Below are 20,024 nucleotides of genomic sequence, written 5' to 3'. Positions count from 1 at the left end.
TGTACACATATATTATGTTATTTAGTTACTTTAATAGGAAAAAGAAGCTGTTGCAAAATGCTACATTTACATTTTGCAACAGCTTTTTCTTGTAAGGTCAGCAAATATATAATTTTCATGAGTTTATTCTTATTCAAGAATACCCATGTCCAGCTCCAAGCGCCAAACTTTAGAGATTTCACGTCACGCCCTAGATATAAGTCAACCATCTGAAAAGAATGAGTCTTTGCATAAATCACACACTTTAAGCAGGATGTAAGTGTAATAAATACTATCTTGTGGATAACTATTTAACGGTGTGTGTTGTTGAATTACCCACATGTGGATAAATTTTCTGAGGAAATCTACAAAAACTGGGTGTGGATATCTTTTCAAATGATATAGTTTTGTGATATTCTAATAAGTTAGTGATACTAAAAATAATTGTTTAGATATAGATCCTAAAAAAAGTGTAAAATGGAGGTGAGAAAAGTGGAACAAGATACCATAGCAGCTATCTCCACGCCAATTGGTGAAGGTGCAATTGCTATTGTGCGTTTAAGTGGGGAAGAGGCACTAGCTATTAGCAATCAGCTATTTGTTGGGAAAGACCTAACACAAGTAGATTCCCATACCATCCATTATGGAAAAATGGCCGATCCGTCTAGCGGTGAAATGATTGAAGAGGTAATGGTTACAGTAATGCGGGCGCCGAAGACATTTACAAAAGAAGATGTGGTGGAGATTAATTGCCACGGCGGGCTTGCCTCGGTCAATCGCTTATTAGAGCATGTATTGAGTCAAGGTGCGCGTCTGGCTGAACCAGGTGAATTTACCAAGCGGGCATTTCTAAATGGAAGAATTGATTTATCACAAGCAGAGGCAGTAATGGATTTGATTCGTGCCAAGACCGATAAGGCGATGAATGTTGCTTTGAAACAATTAGATGGTAAGCTGTCTAAACTGGTACAAGATCTTCGTCAGAAATTGATTGAGACGGTAGCTCATGTAGAAGTGAATATCGATTACCCGGAATATGATGATGTGGAAGAGATGTCTCATCAAATGCTGCGGGAACGGACAGATGAGGTATATCAAGAAGTGGAACGGTTATTGAGTATGGCTAAACAAGGAAAAATTCTGCGGGAAGGTATTTCAACGGCTATTATTGGACGGCCGAATGTTGGTAAATCCTCGTTATTAAACGCCTTTGTTCAGGAAACAAAGGCGATTGTCACGGATATTCCTGGTACAACGAGAGATATTATTGAAGAATATGTTAATGTACGCGGTGTTCCTTTGCGTTTAGTGGATACAGCAGGAATTCGGGAAACAGAAGATATTGTGGAACGTATCGGTGTCGAACGCTCTCATAAGGCCTTAAAAGAATCAGATTTGATCTTACTTGTATTAAATTATGGTGAACCTTTATCAGAAGAAGATCGTAACTTGTTTAAGGCAGCAGCAGGTCTTGAATATATTGTAATTGTGAATAAGACAGATCTAGAGCCTCAGTTAGATATAGAAGAAGTTCAGCGGTTAGCTGGCGGTCAGCGGGTCATTACGACGGCACTGATTGAAGATAAAGGAATGGACGCATTAGAAGCGGCGATTGCAGATACCTTTTTTGCAGGTGAGTTGGATACAGGAGATCTTACGTATGTATCGAATGTCCGCCATATTCAATTATTGCGCCAAACCCTACTGGCATTGGATGACGCAAGAGAGGCAATGGAAGCGGGTATGCCGATTGACTTAGTACAAATTGATGTTACTCGTGCATGGGAATTATTAGGTGAAATAGTCGGAGATACAGTACAGGAAAGTTTGATTGATCAATTGTTTTCACAGTTTTGTTTAGGGAAATAACTATTATTATATAGGAGATAGAAGGAGGATCAGCCATGTCAACTTATGAAGCTGGTCAATATGATGTAATTGTCATTGGAGCAGGCCATGCCGGTGCAGAAGCCGCCCATGCCGCTGCCAAACGCGGCGCAAAAACATTAATATTAACATTAAATTTAGACTTGATCGCCTTTATGCCATGTAATCCATCAATCGGAGGTCCGGCAAAAGGGATCGTCGTTAGAGAAATCGATGCATTAGGCGGTTTAATGGGGAAAGTAATAGATAAAACATACATTCAGATGCGAATGTTGAATACCGGTAAAGGTCCTGCAGTCAGAGCCTTACGTGCACAAGCAGACAAGCCGTTATATATTCAAGAAATGAAACGATTATTAGAAGAAGAACCTAACCTGACCTTGCGTCAAGGAATGGTGGAAGAACTAATTGTCAAAGATGGTAAAGTCCAAGGGGTTATTACAGAAACAAAAGGGATTTATCGCGCCCCAGCCGTTATTATTACAACCGGAACCTTTATGCGCGGACGTGTGTTAATCGGTGATGTTGCTTATGAGAGCGGACCAAATAACCAACGCCCAACTATTAAATTAGCAGAGAATTTAGAAGAATTAGGCTTTGAAATTGTTCGTTTCAAGACAGGTACACCACCAAGGGTGAATAATCGTACGATTGATTATGATAAGACAGAAATTCAGCCAGGAGATGAGCATCCACAACACTTTTCTTATGAAACAACCGAAGAAATTGTGGATCAGATCCCATGCTGGTTAACCTACACCAATGCGGAGACACATCAATTGATTAATGATAATCTCAAGCTGTCAGCGATGTACTCTGGAGCCGTCAGAGGAAGGGGACCAAGATATTGTCCGTCTGTAGAAGATAAAATTGTCCGTTTCCATGATAAATCACGTCATCAAGTCTTTCTAGAGCCAGAGGGACGTAATACGGAAGAAGTATATGTCCAAGGTTTATCTACTTCTTTACCTGAGTATATTCAGCGAGAAATCTTGAAAACTATTCCAGGTTTAGAGAATGCCGACATTATGCGTGCTGGATATGCGATTGAATATGATGCTGTAGTACCGACTCAATTATGGCCAACATTAGAAGTCAAAGCGATTGATGGTTTATTTACAGCTGGGCAAATCAATGGTACATCTGGTTATGAAGAGGCTGCCGCGCAAGGTTTAATGGCCGGGATTAATGCCGCCGCCAAAATATTAGATCAAGAAAAATGTATCTTGGATCGTTCTCAGGCTTATATCGGGGTACTGATTGATGACTTAGTAACAAAAGGAACCAATGAACCATATCGTTTGCTGACTTCAAGAGCAGAATACCGTTTACTTTTGCGTCATGATAATGCCGATTTGCGTTTGACAGAAATTGGTCATCGACTTGGTTTGATTTCGGATGAGCGCTTTGCTCGTTTTGAAGAGAAGAAACGCTTAATTGCGGAGGAAAAAGAACGATTAAGCACCGTTCGTCTGAAACCAACCGAGCAATTACAACAATTGATGGAGGATGTCGGTGGAACTAGATTGAAAGACGGTATCTTGGCGTATGATCTGATGAAACGTCCAGAAGTAACCTATGCCGTGATGGAACAAGTTGCTCCTGCTGAAAAGGAATTGGCCGATGATGTGAAAGAACAGGTGGAAATCCAAATTAAATATGAAGGATATATTTCGAAATCCAATCAACAAGTAGAACGTATGAAAAAAATGGAAAATAAATTAATCCCAGATCATATCAATTATGATGATATTAGCGGTATTGCTACCGAAGCAAGGGAGAAATTGAAAGAAGTACGGCCATTATCAGTTGGTCAAGCTTCCAGAATCTCTGGGGTAAATCCTGCGGATGTCTCTATCTTGCTAGTGTATATTGAGCAAGGAAATGTTGCGAAAGTGTCGAATGAATAGTAGGGGAGTGGTGTAATTGGATCTTCAATCCTTTCAAGCCCATATACAAGCACATAACATTCAAGTAACCGATCATCAGCTACAACAATTTGAACAATACTATCAGATTTTGGTGGAATGGAACGAGAAGATGAATTTAACAGCGATTACCGATAAGGAAGAAGTGTATGTCAAGCATTTCTATGATTCGATTACCGCTGCCTTCTATTTCGACTTTACCAATCAAGTGCATATTTGTGATGTGGGTGCTGGGGCTGGGTTCCCCAGTATCCCGCTCAAAATTCTATTTCCAGACATTCAAGTAACCATTGTAGATTCCTTGCAAAAACGGATTACCTTTCTTAACCATTTAGCTGTTAAGCTGGGGATAGAAGGCGTAAGCTTCTACCATGACAGGGCTGAATTGTTTGGAAGGAATGAACAATTCAGACATTATTTTGATGTGGTAATGGCGAGGGCTGTTGCAAGAACTTCTGTTTTATCGGAGTTGTGTTTACCATTATTACGGACAGGTGGCACGTTTATTGCAATGAAGGGCTCTCAGGCAGAAGAGGAATTAACGGAAGCACAAGATGGCATTGAAATATTAGGAGGAGCAGTGAACAGGCTAGAAACCTTTTCCTTGCCAGAGGATAACGGGGAACGAAATATTGTATTTATTGATAAAAAACGTAAGACACCGAAGAAATATCCAAGAAAACCAGGTGTCCCTAATAAGAACCCGTTATAAATATATGTAAAGGTTGATAAAAGGACCATTATCGATTGAGTTCGCAATATCGTGTTGCAACACCGATACGAGCGCATCGTGTGCGTTGAAAGCTCAAGGCAAATTCGACATCCGCCGTGTCATGTTTGTTGGACTTTTGGAACAACCTTTAAGGGGAAATATTTCTTATTAAGGTAGAGGGACTATTTAGGTGCTAAGAAATATATTTATGGAAAATTAGTGAGATTTTTTATCGCTTAAGAGATTTTTGTGATAAAATAGAAGTATTGAATGATGGAGGATGTTCCACGTGAAACGAGGAATATCTAACGGTTTCGTTTTACTTGCTTAACTCGTTTATTAAGCAAGTTTTCCCTTTTGTTTCTCTCTCTTTTTTAGCTGTTAAAGATAGTATGTTTAATTTTGTTTGTTAATTTTGTAAGTAGATGAAGAATACCCGCGGAAAGCGTGATCATCTAGTTTACGGATAAATGATAGAATGATGTGAAGTAGAAGAAGGTGGTGCTTGTTGTGTTACACCCATTTGGTAAAATTTTTGGATTAGGGGATAAATCGAGTGAAGAGTCAGCAGAGGATCTCGAGAAACTACAAGATGAGGTAATATATATTGAAACGGATAATATAGTACCAAACCGCTATCAGCCTCGATCTATCTTTGACGAAGAGAAAATTAATGAGTTGGCTCAAACCTTACATACACATGGTTTAATACAACCTATTGTCGTACGTAAAGCAGAAAATGAGGAAGCAACTTATGAGATCATAGCAGGTGAGAGACGCTGGCGTGCTGCAAAAAGCTTAGAATGGGACAAGGTTCCTGCTATTATTCGTGAGATGACGGATAAGGAAACGGCCTCCGTAGCCCTTATTGAGAATTTACAGCGTGAGGAGCTTACCGTTATTGAAGAGGCGGCAGCCTATGAGAAGCTGATTGAGATGCATAACTTAACACAAGAGGCACTAGCACAGCGATTAGGAAAAAGCCAATCCACCATTGCCAATAAAATGCGGCTGTTGAAGCTGCCAGAAGAGGTCAAAGAGGCCATTTTAAAGAAGACTATTACGGAACGTCATGCAAGGGCCTTGATTGCCTTGAAAAATGAAGAACAACAATTAAAAATATTGCTGCAAATCATTGAAAAGGAACTGAATGTGAAGCAAACAGAGGCCCTCATTGAACGACAGCTGGCAGATAAGAAGACACCAAAGAAACCGCGCTTGAAGGGTATCAATAAAGACATGCGAATTGCGATGAATACGATTAGACAATCATTGAATATGGTCTCTGATACTGGCATTGATTTAGAAACGAATGAACAAGAACATGATGACTACTATCAAATTACCATCAAAATTCCTAAGAAAAAATAACTGTACGCTGCCCATCTTTACTAGCAAGGAAGATGGGTTGTTTTTTTGTATCTTAGGCCTAATTACATGAAAGATTGATAAACTATGAAAAATCAAGGAAAGAAGCCATAGGCAACAAGTGGAGTATGTGAGTTCATTTGGAAAAAGATTAAACCATTTGAATCATTTATCACTGGAAAGGTATTTTATTTCTGAAAAATATCAATTTAGTGGTAGAATATAAGAGACAATTGCAAGAGGTAGGTGACATCATGGGGAAAATAATTGCCGTCGCAAATCAAAAGGGCGGTGTTGGAAAAACCACGTCTTCCGTTAATTTGAGTGCTTGCTTAGCAGATCTAAATAAAAAAATCCTAATCGTCGATATAGATCCACAAGGAAATGCTACGAGTGGGGTAGGAGTTAATAAGGCCGATGTTAATAAATGTATTTATGACGTTCTAGTAGATGATGCAGAGGTAAATGAGGTGCGAATGCAAACAACTGTTCAGCATTTAGAAATTATACCGGCAACTATTCATCTGTCCGGGGCGGAAATTGAACTGGTTTCCACTATGTCACGGGAAGTTCGCCTGAAGAAAGCCTTGGACAGTGTGAAAGATGAGTATGATTATATCATTATTGATTGTCCGCCATCATTAGGTTTACTCACGATTAATGCATTAACGGCGTCAGATACAGTCTTAATTCCTGTACAATGTGAATATTATGCCTTGGAAGGATTAAGTCAGCTCTTAAATACGATTAGACTGGTACAAAAGCACTTAAATAAGCACCTCATGATTGAGGGTGTGTTATTAACTATGTTAGATGCAAGAACCAACTTAGGAATCCAAGTCATCGATGAGGTCAAAAAGTATTTCCAGGATAAAGTATACAACACGATTATCCCTAGAAATGTTCGTTTGAGTGAAGCACCAAGTCATGGAAAACCAATAATATCATATGATTCTAGATCAAGAGGAGCCGAAGTATATCTTGATTTAGCAAAGGAAGTGATTGCAGGTGGCTAGAGGATTAGGAAAAGGATTAGATGCTTTTTTTCCAGAGGTGGAAGAAGAAGACTTTGAGAAAATTGAGGAAATTGAATTAAAGAAATGCCGTCCCAATCCATATCAGCCTCGTCAAGTTTTTGAGGCAGATGCAATTGAGGAATTAAAGGAATCCATTCTAGAGCATGGTATTTTACAACCATTAATTGTGCGAAAAAGTATAAGAGGATATGAGATTGTAGTAGGGGAGCGCCGATTTAGAGCGGCGAAAGAAGCTAATTTGGATGTTATTCCTGTTATTATCAAGGAATTATCAGATGAACAAATGATGGAATTAGCGCTGCTGGAGAATATTCAGCGTGAAGACCTAACGCCGATTGAAGAGGCGACAGCTTATGATCGATTAATGAATGAATTAGGCATGACACAGGATCAGCTTGCTAAACGATTAGGCAAGAGTCGCTCGCATATTGCCAACTTAGTTCGTTTATTAAGCTTACCAGATGATATAGTAGTTTTGATAAATAATGGATCGATATCAATGGGACATGGCAGAGCTTTACTAGGATTAAAAGACAAACATAAACTCAAGCCAGTAGTTCAACGAATTATGAAAGAAAAACTAAACGTTCGCCAAGTGGAGGCATTGATTAATCAGCTAAATAATAACCAGCCGAAGAAGCCGAAGAAGGAAAAGAAAGATATCTTTATTACGGAACGCGAAAATCATTTGAAAGAGTATTTTGGCACCAATGTCTCGATTAGTAAGGGGAAACGCAAAGGAAAAATTGAAATAGAATTTTTTTCTGATGATGATCTAAATCGTATTCTAGATATGATGGATTAAAACGAGCCTGATTGTTTCACGTGAAACAACCAGGCTTTTTACTGGTAAGATCAGAAAGTATATAATTTTTCATGCGTTCATTCTTATTCAAGAATAGCCATGTCCAGCTCCAAGTGCCAAACTTTAGAGATTGCACGTCACGCCCTACGATAAGTCCACATCGACTCCTTCCGTCGTCGTGTTTCCTTTATCTCCGTTGTGACGCTCCAATCACTACGTTTTTAAAAGGGCGCTTTTCGTTCCTAAAAAAGCAGGGGAGTACCAAACACAGTTTAGGAATGAGCAGTTGTAAAATGTGGCAGCTTTCTATTCTAAAAAAGAGCTAGTCAGACCTATTGTTAAGTTATTGGGAGGAAAGTAAATGGTTTTATTAGGTACACTTGTTAATGGATTATGTATAATTATTGGTACGATCATCGGACTTATCTTTACCAATATTCCAGAACGTATAAAACATGTTGCCTTACAAGGAATCGGTTTGGTTGTGACCTTAATTGGTATACAAATGGCAATACAAGCCGATAATGTGATAATGATCCTCTTAAGCTTATTATTAGGAGGCATGGTCGGGACGGCTGTTCATTTGGAGGATAATTTAAACAGAATAGGGCAGCGATTAGAAGAGAGGGTGAGTAAAGGAAGAAAAGGTAATGTAACCGAGGGGTTTATCACTGCCAGTCTTATCTTTGTGATTGGTGCCATGGCGATTGTAGGTGCCTTGGACGGAGGACTCCGAGGGGATCATGAGGTTTTATTTACTAAAGCATTCTTAGATGGTTTTATGGCTATGGTATTGACAACTACTTTAGGTTATGGTGTTGTTTTCTCTGTGATTCCAGTTGTCTTATATCAAGGAAGTATTGCTTTGTTGGCTGTTCAAATTAATCGAATATTCCCAGAGCAAGTGTTAACTGGTTTTATATCCGAGGTTACTGCCATCGGTGGATTATTAATTTTGGCGATTGGGCTCAATATACTACAAATTACTAAGTTTAAAATAGGAGACTTTCTTCCTGCTATTTTTCTCTTTATTATCTTTTATTTTGGTTATGCCTATATCATATATTAGAAGATCTTTTTGAATGAAGTGCTGATTTCCTTCATACTAGCGCTGTTTCACGCATACGTTAGACTATAGAGCAATTAACGGTTATAGCAGGAGGAATAGTATGTGGAGAGCGGGGTTCAAATGGATTTTTTTAATTTTAGGTATAATGGTAGGCGCTGGTTATACTTCTGGCAGGGAATTGTGGCAATTTTTTGGTCATGAAAGTGGACTAGCTATTATCTTGTTTACGCTCTTCTTTATCTTTTGTATTGCCATTGTGATGAAGGCGAGCTATCGGTTTCAAACAACGAATTATTTTGATTTATTAACGATAATGCTAGGAAAGCAGATGGCACGTTTTTATGATTTCTTGATTTTTTTCTATCTGCTGTCTACAACGGTGATCATGACTGCTGGGAGTGGGGCAACATTTGAGGCTTTTTCCATGCCGAAGTGGGCAGGGATCCTTTTTCTTGCCGTCTTATCGGTTATCTTGTTTATCAAAGGATTGCAAGGTGTGCTGCAATTCAATTCATTTGTGATGCCAGTATTAATGGTAGGCTTGGTTGCTATGCTGCTGCTCTATTCAATGGATGAACAGATAACATGGGATCTTGCTTGGGAACGCCAGTCGAATTGGATGGCAGCATTTACCTTTACTGCGCTCAATATTTTATCGATACTAGCCGTACTAGGGGCAATTGGTGATCAAATTCGCTCCAATGGTGAGATATGGATAGCTAGTATTGGGAGTGGATTAATCTTAGGTGCGACGTCCTTTCTTTACAATAATAGTCTGGTACATATTGCTGATATGATTAATTTCTATGAAATTCCGTTATTTGCAATTTTGCAAAATTATTCGGTCTATACCAATATTTTGATGTCGATTCTATTATGGTTTGCCATCTTTACAACGGCAGTTTCCGGTATGCTGGCATTAGTAACCAGATTAAAACCTTATTTTCCTTTTCCGATGTGGAAGATAGCGTTAGTACTTTTTCTCTGTTTACTGCCATTAACCAGTATTGGTTTTTCTGCATTGATTGGCTTTTTATACCCGTTGTATGGGATTGTGAACTTATATTTATTTTGTGCGATTTTACTATTTCCTTTTTATAAAAAAATCTAATATAATAGAAATATGAGTTTGTGTAAGACTGAGGTGATAGAATGGAACGGAAACAATTTCAACTAAATGATGTCGTGGAAATGAAGAAACCACACCCTTGCGGAGAAAACAAATGGAAAATTATTCGAATGGGAATGGATATCCGTATTAAGTGTGAAGGCTGTGGACATAGTGTAATGATTCCGCGCAAACAGTTTGAGCAGAAGTTGAAAAAGGTTATCGAACCGGCTAATTAGAAATTTGTTCCACGTGAAACATTTTCGTTTTTTAATACAGACAAGACAGTCGAAAATATGTTTTTGGTGACATGAAAATGCGTAAATCAAGGGGGAAATACCCTTGGTTTTTTATTTTGAATAACTTGTCAATTAGTGAAACTATCACTATAATTGGTATGACTGATACGTTCATATGAACGCAATCCTTAAGGAGTGAAGGTTAATGGCATTAACAGCAGGAATTGTTGGTTTACCTAACGTGGGTAAATCAACGTTATTTAACGCAATAACGCAAGCAGGAGCAGAATCAGCAAACTATCCTTTTTGTACCATAGATCCAAATGTAGGTATTGTGGAAGTACCAGATCACAGACTGCAGAAATTAACGGAATTAGTAAAACCAAAGAAAACGATCCCAACAGCCTTTGAATTTACTGATATCGCCGGAATTGTAAAAGGGGCGAGCAAGGGAGAAGGGTTAGGCAACCAATTTCTATCTCATATTCGGCAGGTGGATGCGATCTGTCATGTGGTGCGTTGTTTTCAAGATGATAATATTACACATGTGTCTGGTAAGGTGGATCCGATTTCTGATATTGAGACAATTAACTTGGAATTAATCCTTGCCGATTTAGAAACGGTAACTAAACGTTTACAGCGTGTAGAGAAATTGGCTAAGCAAAAAGATAAAGAAGCAGTGGCAGAATTTGAAGTATTAGACAAACTTCGTGATGCATTTGAAGAGGAAAAACCAGCACGTGCGGTATCTTTTAACGATGAACAACAGAAGCTTGTAAAAGGGCTGCATTTGCTGACTAGTAAATCTGTACTATATGTAGCAAATGTTGGAGAAGATGAGTTGTTAGATATAGAAGACAATCCATATGTAAAACTGGTAAAAGAATTTGCCCAAAATGATCAGGCAGAAGTGATTGTGATCAGTGCTAAAGTGGAATCAGAGATTGCAGAGCTGGATGGGGAAGAGAAAGAAATGTTCCTTGAGGAGCTGGGTATTGCTGAATCAGGCTTAGACCAGTTAATTAAAGCAGCTTATCAATTATTAGGATTAGGCACTTATTTTACAGCTGGTGTACAAGAGGTGCGTGCCTGGACCTTTAGAAAAGGAATGAAGGCACCTCAAGCAGCTGGAATTATTCACAGTGACTTTGAGAAAGGTTTTATCCGGGCAGAAACGGTATCATATGATGATTTAGTGGAAGCTGGCTCCGAACAAGCAGCAAAAGAAAAGGGAAGAGTAAGATTAGAGGGTAAAGATTACGTAGTAAAAGACGGAGATGTAATGCACTTCCGTTTTAATGTATAAGAAAGACTTGGATGGGGTTTTCATCTGTATCTCCACATTTCCATACTTGGAGAGATGTCAACGAGCAGTCTAAGTGGGATAAGTCTCACTACCCATCAACGGGGACAAAGAAAACCTCACTGATGGCAGTCTCGCTTTAATGACACTAGGGGAAAACTTCCATGATTTGTCCAAATAAAGTTTGCAATATAGGTGGAGAATTGGTATAATGTTGTATTGTGAGTAATGAAATTATTACTCCTTGCTCTTTGACCAATCGAAGAGCCGCTAAGTCCAAAAGGAGGTGCAAACGGATGACTAAATATGAAATCATGTATATCATCCGCCCAAATATCGAAGAGGAAGCACAAACTGCTCTAATTGAGCGTTTCAACGGCATCCTTACAGATAATGGAGCGGAGATTGAAAAAGTAGAAGAAGTAGGCAAGAAACGTCTTGCTTATGAAATCGAAGATCACCGAGACGGATACTATGTAATTATTAACTTCGCTGGTGATGAAGCTGCTATTAATGAATTCAACCGTCAAGCGAATTTCTCGAGTGACATTATTCGTTATATGGCAATTCGTGAAGATGATCAATAATAAGGAGTGGTTCTGATGCTAAACCGTGTCGTACTTGTCGGCAGGCTGACGAGAGATCCTGATTTACGTTACACACCAAATGGCGTTGCCGTTGCAAACTTTACTGTTGCTTGTAATCGACCTTTTTCAAATCAGCAAGGAGAACGTGAAGCTGACTTCATTAACTGTGTAGTTTGGAGAAAGCAAGCGGAAAATTTTGCTAATTATATGAGTAAAGGGAGTCTTATCGGTGTAGACGGTCGAATCCAGACTCGTAGTTTTGATGATCAAGAAGGTAAGAGGGTATTCATTACAGAGGTAATGGCTGAATCGATTCAGTTCTTGGAATCAAGGGGTGGATCTGGTGGAGGACAACCTTCTTCCCAAGGCGGATCTCAAGGCTATAATCAGAACCAGCAACAATCTCAATATAATCAAAACCAAAATCAATATAATTCTAACTTTAATAACAATAACCAAGGAAATAACAATAACAGTAACGATAATCCATTCCAAGACAGTGGAGAACCTATTGATATTTCTGATGATGACTTACCATTCTAATATAAAAGGAGGTTATACTTATGGCAGCTCGTCGCGGTCGTGCAAAGCGTCGTAAGGTGTGTTATTTTACAGCGAACGGAATTACACACATCGACTATAAAGATGTAGAATTGCTAAGACGTTTCGTTTCTGAACGTGGAAAAATTCTTCCACGTCGTGTAACTGGAACTTCTGCAAAATACCAACGTAAATTGACAAGAGCAATCAAACGCGCTCGTCAAATGGCATTATTGCCTTACGTAAGTGAATAATAAAGAAACCTAGGTGCTTATGTACCTAGGTTTTTTTATTGTTAGATAATTTGTCATCAGTAATTTGTTTCGGATTGTATATATTCTTTAAGCCTCGATGAAGGGGCTGCCTTTTGAAACCTACAGTCAAAAATGATAGAATTATTCTGCTATATAGACAGATCATGTAAGTAATGAATTCAATTTATGAACATTTCAATTTTTCCAAGAAGTTCTGACAGAGGATTGAACATAAAAGAGCATGAAAAACTATAAAAACAGGAGGAGAATCAAGTGATCCAAAAGCATCATTCACCGCCAAAACATATCGTTTCTGCAGCTGCGATTGTGATCAATGAGCAGCAGGAAATCTTATTGATTAAAGGACCGAGAAGAGGTTGGGAAATGCCAGGAGGTCAGGTTGAAGAAGGAGAGTCGTTGAGAGATGCAGCTATACGGGAAACAAAAGAAGAATCCGGTATAGAGATAGAGATTGTAAAGTTTTGCGGTGTTTATCAAAATGTTAAACAATCTATTTGCAATACGTTATTCTTAGCTATACCAGTTGGAGGTAAATTGACTACCTCGCCAGAAAGTTTAGAGGTGGACTTTTTTCCGATAGATCGAGCCTTGGAAATGGTTACTCATCGTAATTTTAGAGAAAGGATAGAGTGTTGTCTGGATGAAGCGAAACAGCCATTTTGCATAGAGTTTTAGCTGGATATAAAGCAGGAAAATCCGCTGATTTTGTATTGACAATAACTGCTAATTTGCTATCATAGTAACATTCAGTAATTTCATTCTATGTATAGAAAGCAAAAGGTGCTATAATAAGACATAGCTGTTAGAAAAATGGTTTATAAGTGAAAAACTTCACGAATAAGTGGTGTTTTTTTTTCAAAAATATATGTTTTGGAGGGGACAAGTGTGACATTTAAGGTACTAATCAGCGACCCTTTAAGTGAAGAGGGTATCCAGCCATTAAGAGAAGCAAAAGATATTCAAGTAGATGTAGAAACTAATTTGTCTGTGGACGAGCTAACTGATCGCATTGGAGAATATGATGCTTTGTTAGTAAGAAGCCAGACAAAAGTAACGAGAGATATTATTAGCAAGGCTTCTAAATTAAAGATTATTGGTCGTGCAGGTGTTGGTGTAGATAATATCGATATAAGTGCAGCAACCGAACGCGGTATTATTGTTGTGAATGCCCCTGACGGGAATACTAACTCAGCGGCAGAGCATACAATTGCGATGTTAACGTCACTAGCTCGTAAGATTCCTCAAGCTTACTATGCATTAAAACAGGGTAAATGGGATCGTAAAACCTATGTTGGGGTAGAGCTGAAAGGAAAAACATTAGGCGTCATTGGTATGGGACGAATTGGTGCAGAGGTAGCTACTCGTGCCAAAGGTCAGCGTATGAATGTCATTGCCTATGATCCTTTTTTAACAAAAGATCGTGCAGCTAAACTGGGGATAGACTTTGGATCTGTGGAAGATGTGATTTTGGCAGCAGACTTTATCACGGTGCATACCCCGCTTATTAAGGAAACAAAGCATTTAATTAATAAAGAAGCTTTCGCCAAAATGAAAGATGGTGTGCGCATTGTCAATTGTGCCCGCGGTGGTATTATTGATGAAGATGCTCTATATGAAGCGATTAAATCTGGAAAAGTAGCTGGAGCTGCTTTAGACGTATTTGAGGAAGAGCCGGCAACTGATCATCGTTTGTTAGAATTACCGGAAGTAATTGCTACCCCACACTTAGGGGCAAGTACGATTGAGGCGCAAGAATCGGTAGCAATTGATGTCAGCCATGATGTTGTTCGTTATTTAACCGAAGGTATTGCCAAGAACCCTGTCAATTTACCGGCTGTACCGAAAGAAATTATGAATAAGATTGAACCGTATTTCCATTTATCCGAGAAACTAGGTACATTCTTAACCTACTTAACTAATGGAGTAATAGAAGAAATCAATATCTCTTATTCAGGTGATCTAAATGAGCTAGAGGTAGCGCCATTAACCCGTAATACAATCAAGGGCTTATTAAAGCGTCATTTAGGTGATCATGTCAATGATGTGAATGCCTCTTATTTGGCAGAAAAAAGAGGTATCCGCGTGAATGAAAATAAATCTTCTGTCACAAAAGGCTTTACCAACCTGTTGACAGTTGAAGTAAAAACGAAGAATGTGACTCGTTCTGTATCTGGTACATTATTAAACGGTCTAGGCCCTCGCCTTGTACAAGTGGATGCTTATAGTGTCGATGTCGTACCGGAAGGCAACCTGGTTGTGATTAAGCACAACGACCGTCCTGGAGTAATCGGTAAGGTCGGGAACATGTTTGCAGAGAAAAACATCAACATCGGGGCGATGCAGGTAGGCCGATCTGATGTTGGCGGTGAAGCGATCATGATTCTCACCATTGATAAATATTTAGAAGATGATGAAATCGAAGCATTGAAACAAGTAGAAGAAATCGAAAAACTAACTGCTATGCAGCTGTAAAAACAAAAGCGCTCTTGCCTTGGGGGCTATACCCAAGCAAGAGCGCTTTTTTGACTGGAATCTAGTTTACATAATCGCCGAGTGGCCAGTAAGTCATATCAAGTGGCCAGTAACAGTCGATGAGTGACCAGTAACAGTCGATGAGTGACCAGTAAGTCACATCGAGTGGCCATTTAACCACGTGCAAGCAGTCAAAAAATATGCACCCAGTCATCTGCTTTACGAAAGAATATCGAATAATTCTTCCAGATGTTTAATTTCATAGGTTGGCTCTACCTCATCGGCTGTCTTTCCTTCGCGATTAATCCATACGCTCTTAATCCCTGTACGATTAGCACCTAGGATATCTGTCATCAGATTGTCACCGACCATTAAGGCTTCGTCACACTTGATGCCGGCAGTTTCTAAGACATGTTCAAAGATACTTGGATCAGGTTTGCCTTTTCCAAAATCTCCAGAAATAATAATATGATCGAAATAGGGCCGTAATTCAGGAGTTATCGTTAATTTCGTATTTTGTAAATCTGGTGAGCCGTTGGTAAGCATAATTAATTGATAATCAGGCTGTAATTTCTCTAATACGCGAAACGTTTCTTCGTATACAAAAGGACTTTCTTTGCGTTTTTTCGGGAATTGTTCTGCCAAATACGCACCGAAGGCTTCGTCTTCTATGCCAAGCTGTTTCAGTCCGTTGATCCATGATTGTTTGCGGTAATCAGGAGCAAGGGCAGCCATTTTTTGAAAATCGCTATCATCTTCATCTAAGAAATTGCCCCACAGTCCTTCAAACGGGTTGATACCAATCATTTGCGTGAATGGATAGGTTTCATAACCTTGATATAAATGGCGTGCCTGTTCACGAGTGGTCTCTTCCAGTTGTTCTGGATCGATATCAAATTTGTCTTTCGCTAATTGACAAGTTTTCTCAAATGCGGTTTTGACGCTTTTTTTGTCCCATAACAGGGTATCATCTAAGTCAAAAATAATGGTTTTAATCAACATTCTGCCTCCCTCTGGTGCTTCTCCCTCTATTATACTGAATAATTTCCATTTGAACAAACCTCATTCCAGCATGTATAGTTGTCACGTGTTTAAGTTAGTATCGGAAAAATCTCTTGGGTGGACGTCTCACTTTATTTGTAGCAGCTATCCAGTTCGTATATAATAGGAATAGCAAAAGTAGCACAGCGCTTTAACGCTGTGCTTTTTTCCACACGAAAATCAGTGTTAAAGGTGGTTACAAAATGGAGCAACAAACGATAAAGAAGGATTTCTTTATCTGTATAGGTATTTTCATCGCCATGCTGCTTGCCACAATTTTTTTGCCTCTGCAGGTAGTCATGCTTTTCCTTTTACCAATTCCGATTATACTTATTGTAAAAAACTATCCGATCAAATATATCAGTATTGCGATGGCAGTTATGTTACTGCTTGCCTCTGTGATCGTGCCGGCATTGTCCATCCCTGTTACTGTATTTGCACTGCTTAGCGGCGGGATGATTGGCTGGCCGTTAAAGAAGGACCGCCATCCTTATGAGATATGGGCGAACGGGGCTGCTGGATTTGTGTTAGGCTTCGCTTTTATCTATTTGTTTGTAGAGGCTGTTTTAAATATTTCGATTATTGATTCTTTTATGGCGTCGATGGATGAGTCATTAGCAATGACCGAGAGAATTTTTGGAGCAGTTGGGGCAGATACAGAGAGCTTGGAGCTTGTCAAAGAACAAGTGAATGCCTTAATCCAGCTATTGCCGGTTATCTTAGCAGTTGTGTCGATGGTGTATGCTTTTGTAACACAATGGCTTACATTTAAGTGGCTGAATCGGGGAAATAGAATAGATAACCTGTATGTCTTTCCAGCTTTCCGTCAATTAAAATTTCCTAAGGCAATGCTGTGGATATATTTTATTTTGTTAGTCTTTACTTTCTTTATCGGGCCTGAGATGACCTCGATTGGGCAGGTAGCCGTTTGGAATTTATTCCATATGACGGGCTTTCTAGTGGCGCTGCAAGGATTATCATTTATTTATTTTTATGCCCATGCAAAGAAAAAGTCCCTAGCGTTACCTGTAGTAGCAATCATTGTAACGATATTATTTCCAGTAATGGGTCTTTATTTGCTGAGAATCTTAGGTATAATTGATTTAGGTTTTGAATTAAGAAAAAGAATGACAGAATAGAAATGTAATCGAAGCTTGGTATTTTGTTAGGAGTTGACGTTTATGTCAAAATGGAAAGATAGGCTTGCAGTGATGGGCTGGCATATTATTAGTCTTTATATACTTGCCTTCGTTCTGCTTATATTTCTCTTTTATTACAACTGGATAACTGGGATTGTAATGGCTGTTATCTTTGCCGCATCGCTATATTATAGTATTGAACGGGAACGGCAGCTGGAGAATCAGACAGAGAAATATATATCGATGCTTTCCTATCGGGTCAAAAAAGTCGGCGAGGAAGCCCTTTTAGAAATGCCTCTGGGTATTATCTTATATAGTGAGGAAGATAAGATACAGTGGACAAATCCTTACATGTGGCAGTTCTCTGATGCTAAATCTTTAGCAGGAATGGATTTAGGGGAATTGGCGGCTGAAATTCCTGTTTATTTGAAGGAGGATAAGGAAAACTTCTGGGTAACCATTGCGGATTATGATTTTCATGTTTATCACAAGAAAGATGAGCGATTATTATACTTGTTTGACCGCACGAAACAAATCGAAATCCAGAATCTTTATCTTAATGAGAAAACCATTCTTGCTACGATTTTCCTCGATAACTATGAAGAAATCACACAGAACATGGATGATACACCGAAGAGCCGTATTAATTCCCAAGTGACTTCGATTCTGAATAAATGGGCGAATGAACACGGGATATATTTAAAGCGTACGTCACAAGAACGCTTTATGGCCGTGATGAATCAAGCGATTTTAACAGAGTTAGAAAGGACGAAGTTTGAGATCTTAGATGAGGTTCGTGAATTACTTTCAGATAATAATGTCCCGCTTACACTAAGTATTGGAATAGGTACAGCTAGCGAGAACCTGCCGGAGCTCGGCGAATTATCACAGTCCAGTCTTGATTTGGCCTTAGGCCGCGGGGGGGATCAGGTAGTTATTAAAAATGGTGAAACAGGTAAAGTACGCTTCTACGGAGGGAAAACGAATCCAATCGAGAAACGAACGAGAGTAAGGGCAAGAGTGATCTCTCACGCGTTGAAGGAATTAGTTAAGGAAAGCAGCCGCGTAATTATTATGGGCCATAAATCGCCGGATATGGATTCGATTGGGGCATCGATAGGTGTCTTGAAAATTGCACAGGCAAATGATACCGAGGGATTTATCGTCTTGGATAAAGATAACATTAATACAGGTGTACAGCGGTTAGTGGAGGAAATTAAAGAGGAAGAAGAGCTTTGGTATCATTTTATTAATCCTGATTCGGCGCTGGAAATGATTACGAAGGACACCTTGCTAGTCATTGTCGACACACATAAGCCGTCACTTGTACAGGAAGAGCGGCTCATCTCGAAGACAGATCATGTGGTTATTATTGATCATCATCGCCGCGGGGAGGAGTTTATCGATTATCCAACCCTAGTATATATGGAGCCATATGCTTCATCGGCATCGGAATTAATTACCGAATTATTAGAATACCAGCCTGCTAAGCTGCACTTAAGTATGTTAGAAGCAACTTCACTTTTAGCTGGAATTATTGTCGATACGAAAAGCTTTGCACTTCGAACAGGTTCAAGGACCTTTGAGGCCGCTTCTTATTTACGATCCAAGGGTGCAGATACGATATTAGTCCAGAAATTCTTAAAAGAAGATTTAGATACTTATGTCAAACGAAGCAGATTAATTGAAAACACGAATATTTATCGTAGTAATATTGCTATATCAGTGGGAAATTCTCGTGAAACCTATGGACCTGTCATTATTGCACAAGCAGCTGATATCCTGCTGACCATGTCAGGGATTGAGGCATCCTTCGTTATTTCAGAGCGGGAAGACGGCCGTATTGGTATCAGTGCCCGTTCCTTAGGCAATGTAAATGTACAAATCATTATGGAGAGAATGAATGGCGGCGGACATTTAACCAATGCCGCTACCCAATTAGATGAAATATCAGTGATTGAGGCCTATGAATGGCTGAAGGAGATCATTGATGAGTATTGTAAAGGAGGAGAAGAGAAATGAGAGTAATTTTTACACAAGATGTAAAAGGAAAAGGGAAAAAAGGCGAAGTGAAGAATGTATCAGACGGATATGCCCGTAATTTTCTATTAAAAAATAATATGGCAGTGGAAGCTAATTCAGCTAATCTGAAGGCATTAGAAGCCAAGAAAAACAAAGCAAAGCAGTTAGAAGCGCAAGAAGTAGAAGACGCCAAGCAGCTTAAGGAACAACTAGCGAATATGGAAGTAAAGATAACCGCTAAGTCTGGTGATGCCGGCCGCTTATTCGGATCGATTACCAGCAAGCAGATTGCAGAAGCATTAAAGAAGGAACATAATATCAAAATGGATAAGCGCAAAATAGAGCTGGACCAGCCTATTCGAGCATTAGGATATACCGATGTGCCAGTGAAGCTTCATAACGAAGTAACAGGTACGATTCGGGTACATGTAGTAGAAGCCTGATAATCAGTGGTGAACCAAAGAAATCATCGAGTAACAAGCGCCAATACCGGCGCTTGTTGTCGCTTTTCTA

General features: G+C 39.2%; 19 protein-coding genes. 18 read left to right on the top strand and 1 reads right to left on the bottom strand.

Annotation, left to right across the window (positions count from 1 at the left end; all coding sequences use genetic code 11):
* Positions 1 to 471: 471 nt before the first annotated feature.
* From mnmE to serA, 15 genes are all read left to right on the top strand, one after another.
* Positions 472 to 1,848, top strand: a complete 1,377-nt coding sequence (mnmE, locus tag JOD18_RS18585; protein WP_204670622.1) for a tRNA uridine-5-carboxymethylaminomethyl(34) synthesis GTPase MnmE — start codon at positions 472 to 474, stop codon at positions 1,846 to 1,848.
* A gap of 35 nt (positions 1,849 to 1,883) precedes the next feature.
* On the top strand, positions 1,884 to 3,776 hold the full coding sequence (gene mnmG / locus JOD18_RS18580; protein WP_204670621.1) for a tRNA uridine-5-carboxymethylaminomethyl(34) synthesis enzyme MnmG: 1,893 nt from the start codon (positions 1,884 to 1,886) through the stop codon (positions 3,774 to 3,776).
* Between the two features lie 16 nt (positions 3,777 to 3,792).
* Complete coding sequence (gene rsmG, locus JOD18_RS18575; protein WP_204670620.1) at positions 3,793 to 4,506, top strand: 16S rRNA (guanine(527)-N(7))-methyltransferase RsmG; 714 nt, start codon at positions 3,793 to 3,795, stop codon at positions 4,504 to 4,506.
* A 510-nt stretch (positions 4,507 to 5,016) separates the two neighbouring features.
* A complete protein-coding gene (gene noc, locus JOD18_RS18570; RefSeq protein ID WP_204670619.1) occupies positions 5,017 to 5,877 on the top strand; it encodes a nucleoid occlusion protein in 861 nt (286 codons plus the stop codon).
* A gap of 251 nt (positions 5,878 to 6,128) precedes the next feature.
* Complete coding sequence (locus JOD18_RS18565; protein ID WP_204670618.1) at positions 6,129 to 6,890, top strand: ParA family protein; 762 nt, start codon at positions 6,129 to 6,131, stop codon at positions 6,888 to 6,890.
* The gene (locus JOD18_RS18560; protein ID WP_204670617.1) at positions 6,883 to 7,716 is read left to right on the top strand and encodes a ParB/RepB/Spo0J family partition protein; all 834 of its coding nucleotides are present in this window, start codon (positions 6,883 to 6,885) and stop codon (positions 7,714 to 7,716) included. Before JOD18_RS18565 ends, JOD18_RS18560 begins: the two co-directional genes overlap by 8 nt.
* A gap of 361 nt (positions 7,717 to 8,077) precedes the next feature.
* Complete coding sequence (locus JOD18_RS18555; RefSeq protein ID WP_204670616.1) at positions 8,078 to 8,785, top strand: DUF554 domain-containing protein; 708 nt, start codon at positions 8,078 to 8,080, stop codon at positions 8,783 to 8,785.
* 100 nt (positions 8,786 to 8,885) lie between these two features.
* Positions 8,886 to 9,896: a YkvI family membrane protein gene (locus JOD18_RS18550; RefSeq protein ID WP_204670615.1), complete on the top strand. Its 1,011-nt coding sequence runs from the start codon at positions 8,886 to 8,888 to the stop codon at positions 9,894 to 9,896.
* Between the two features lie 41 nt (positions 9,897 to 9,937).
* Entirely contained in the window at positions 9,938 to 10,132 is a 195-nt protein-coding gene (locus JOD18_RS18545) for a DUF951 domain-containing protein (RefSeq protein ID WP_204670614.1), read from the top strand.
* 205 nt (positions 10,133 to 10,337) lie between these two features.
* A complete protein-coding gene (gene ychF / locus JOD18_RS18540) occupies positions 10,338 to 11,438 on the top strand; it encodes a redox-regulated ATPase YchF (protein ID WP_204670613.1) in 1,101 nt (366 codons plus the stop codon).
* A gap of 293 nt (positions 11,439 to 11,731) precedes the next feature.
* On the top strand, positions 11,732 to 12,022 hold the full coding sequence (gene rpsF, locus JOD18_RS18535) for a 30S ribosomal protein S6 (RefSeq protein WP_204670612.1): 291 nt from the start codon (positions 11,732 to 11,734) through the stop codon (positions 12,020 to 12,022).
* A 15-nt stretch (positions 12,023 to 12,037) separates the two neighbouring features.
* Positions 12,038 to 12,565, top strand: coding sequence for a single-stranded DNA-binding protein (ssb, locus tag JOD18_RS18530; RefSeq protein ID WP_204670611.1), 528 nt, complete (start codon positions 12,038 to 12,040; stop codon positions 12,563 to 12,565).
* A gap of 20 nt (positions 12,566 to 12,585) precedes the next feature.
* Entirely contained in the window at positions 12,586 to 12,816 is a 231-nt protein-coding gene (gene rpsR / locus JOD18_RS18525) for a 30S ribosomal protein S18 (RefSeq protein WP_054788569.1), read from the top strand.
* A 273-nt stretch (positions 12,817 to 13,089) separates the two neighbouring features.
* A complete protein-coding gene (locus JOD18_RS18520; RefSeq protein WP_204670610.1) occupies positions 13,090 to 13,512 on the top strand; it encodes an NUDIX domain-containing protein in 423 nt (140 codons plus the stop codon).
* 210 nt (positions 13,513 to 13,722) lie between these two features.
* On the top strand, positions 13,723 to 15,309 hold the full coding sequence (gene serA / locus JOD18_RS18515) for a phosphoglycerate dehydrogenase (protein ID WP_204670609.1): 1,587 nt from the start codon (positions 13,723 to 13,725) through the stop codon (positions 15,307 to 15,309).
* Positions 15,310 to 15,528: 219 nt separating this feature from the next.
* Here serA and JOD18_RS18510 read toward each other — a convergent pair whose 3' ends face one another.
* Positions 15,529 to 16,308, bottom strand: a complete 780-nt coding sequence (locus tag JOD18_RS18510) for an HAD family hydrolase (protein WP_204670608.1) — start codon at positions 16,306 to 16,308, stop codon at positions 15,529 to 15,531.
* A 245-nt stretch (positions 16,309 to 16,553) separates the two neighbouring features.
* Between JOD18_RS18510 and JOD18_RS18505 the strand changes: the two genes are divergently transcribed.
* Genes JOD18_RS18505 through rplI form a run of 3 tightly spaced genes read left to right on the top strand, consistent with a single transcriptional unit; the run spans position 16,554 to position 19,954 of the window.
* Entirely contained in the window at positions 16,554 to 17,489 is a 936-nt protein-coding gene (locus JOD18_RS18505) for a YybS family protein (RefSeq protein WP_204670607.1), read from the top strand.
* A 42-nt stretch (positions 17,490 to 17,531) separates the two neighbouring features.
* Positions 17,532 to 19,511 carry a DHH family phosphoesterase gene (locus JOD18_RS18500; RefSeq protein ID WP_204670606.1) on the top strand — a complete coding sequence of 660 codons (1,980 nt, stop codon included), beginning with the start codon at positions 17,532 to 17,534 and terminating at the stop codon, positions 19,509 to 19,511.
* Positions 19,508 to 19,954 (top strand): 50S ribosomal protein L9, encoded by a 447-nt coding sequence (rplI, locus tag JOD18_RS18495; RefSeq protein ID WP_204670605.1) that lies wholly within the window; start codon positions 19,508 to 19,510, stop codon positions 19,952 to 19,954. The genes JOD18_RS18500 and rplI overlap by 4 nt, the downstream gene beginning before the upstream one ends.
* The last annotated feature ends 70 nt before the right edge of the window (positions 19,955 to 20,024 follow it).

The sequence above is a fragment of the Gracilibacillus alcaliphilus genome, assembly GCF_016909015.1.
In the GTDB taxonomy this organism is placed as follows: domain Bacteria; phylum Bacillota; class Bacilli; order Bacillales; family Amphibacillaceae; genus Gracilibacillus; species Gracilibacillus alcaliphilus.
This window is presented reverse-complemented; position numbering and strand designations above follow the sequence as displayed.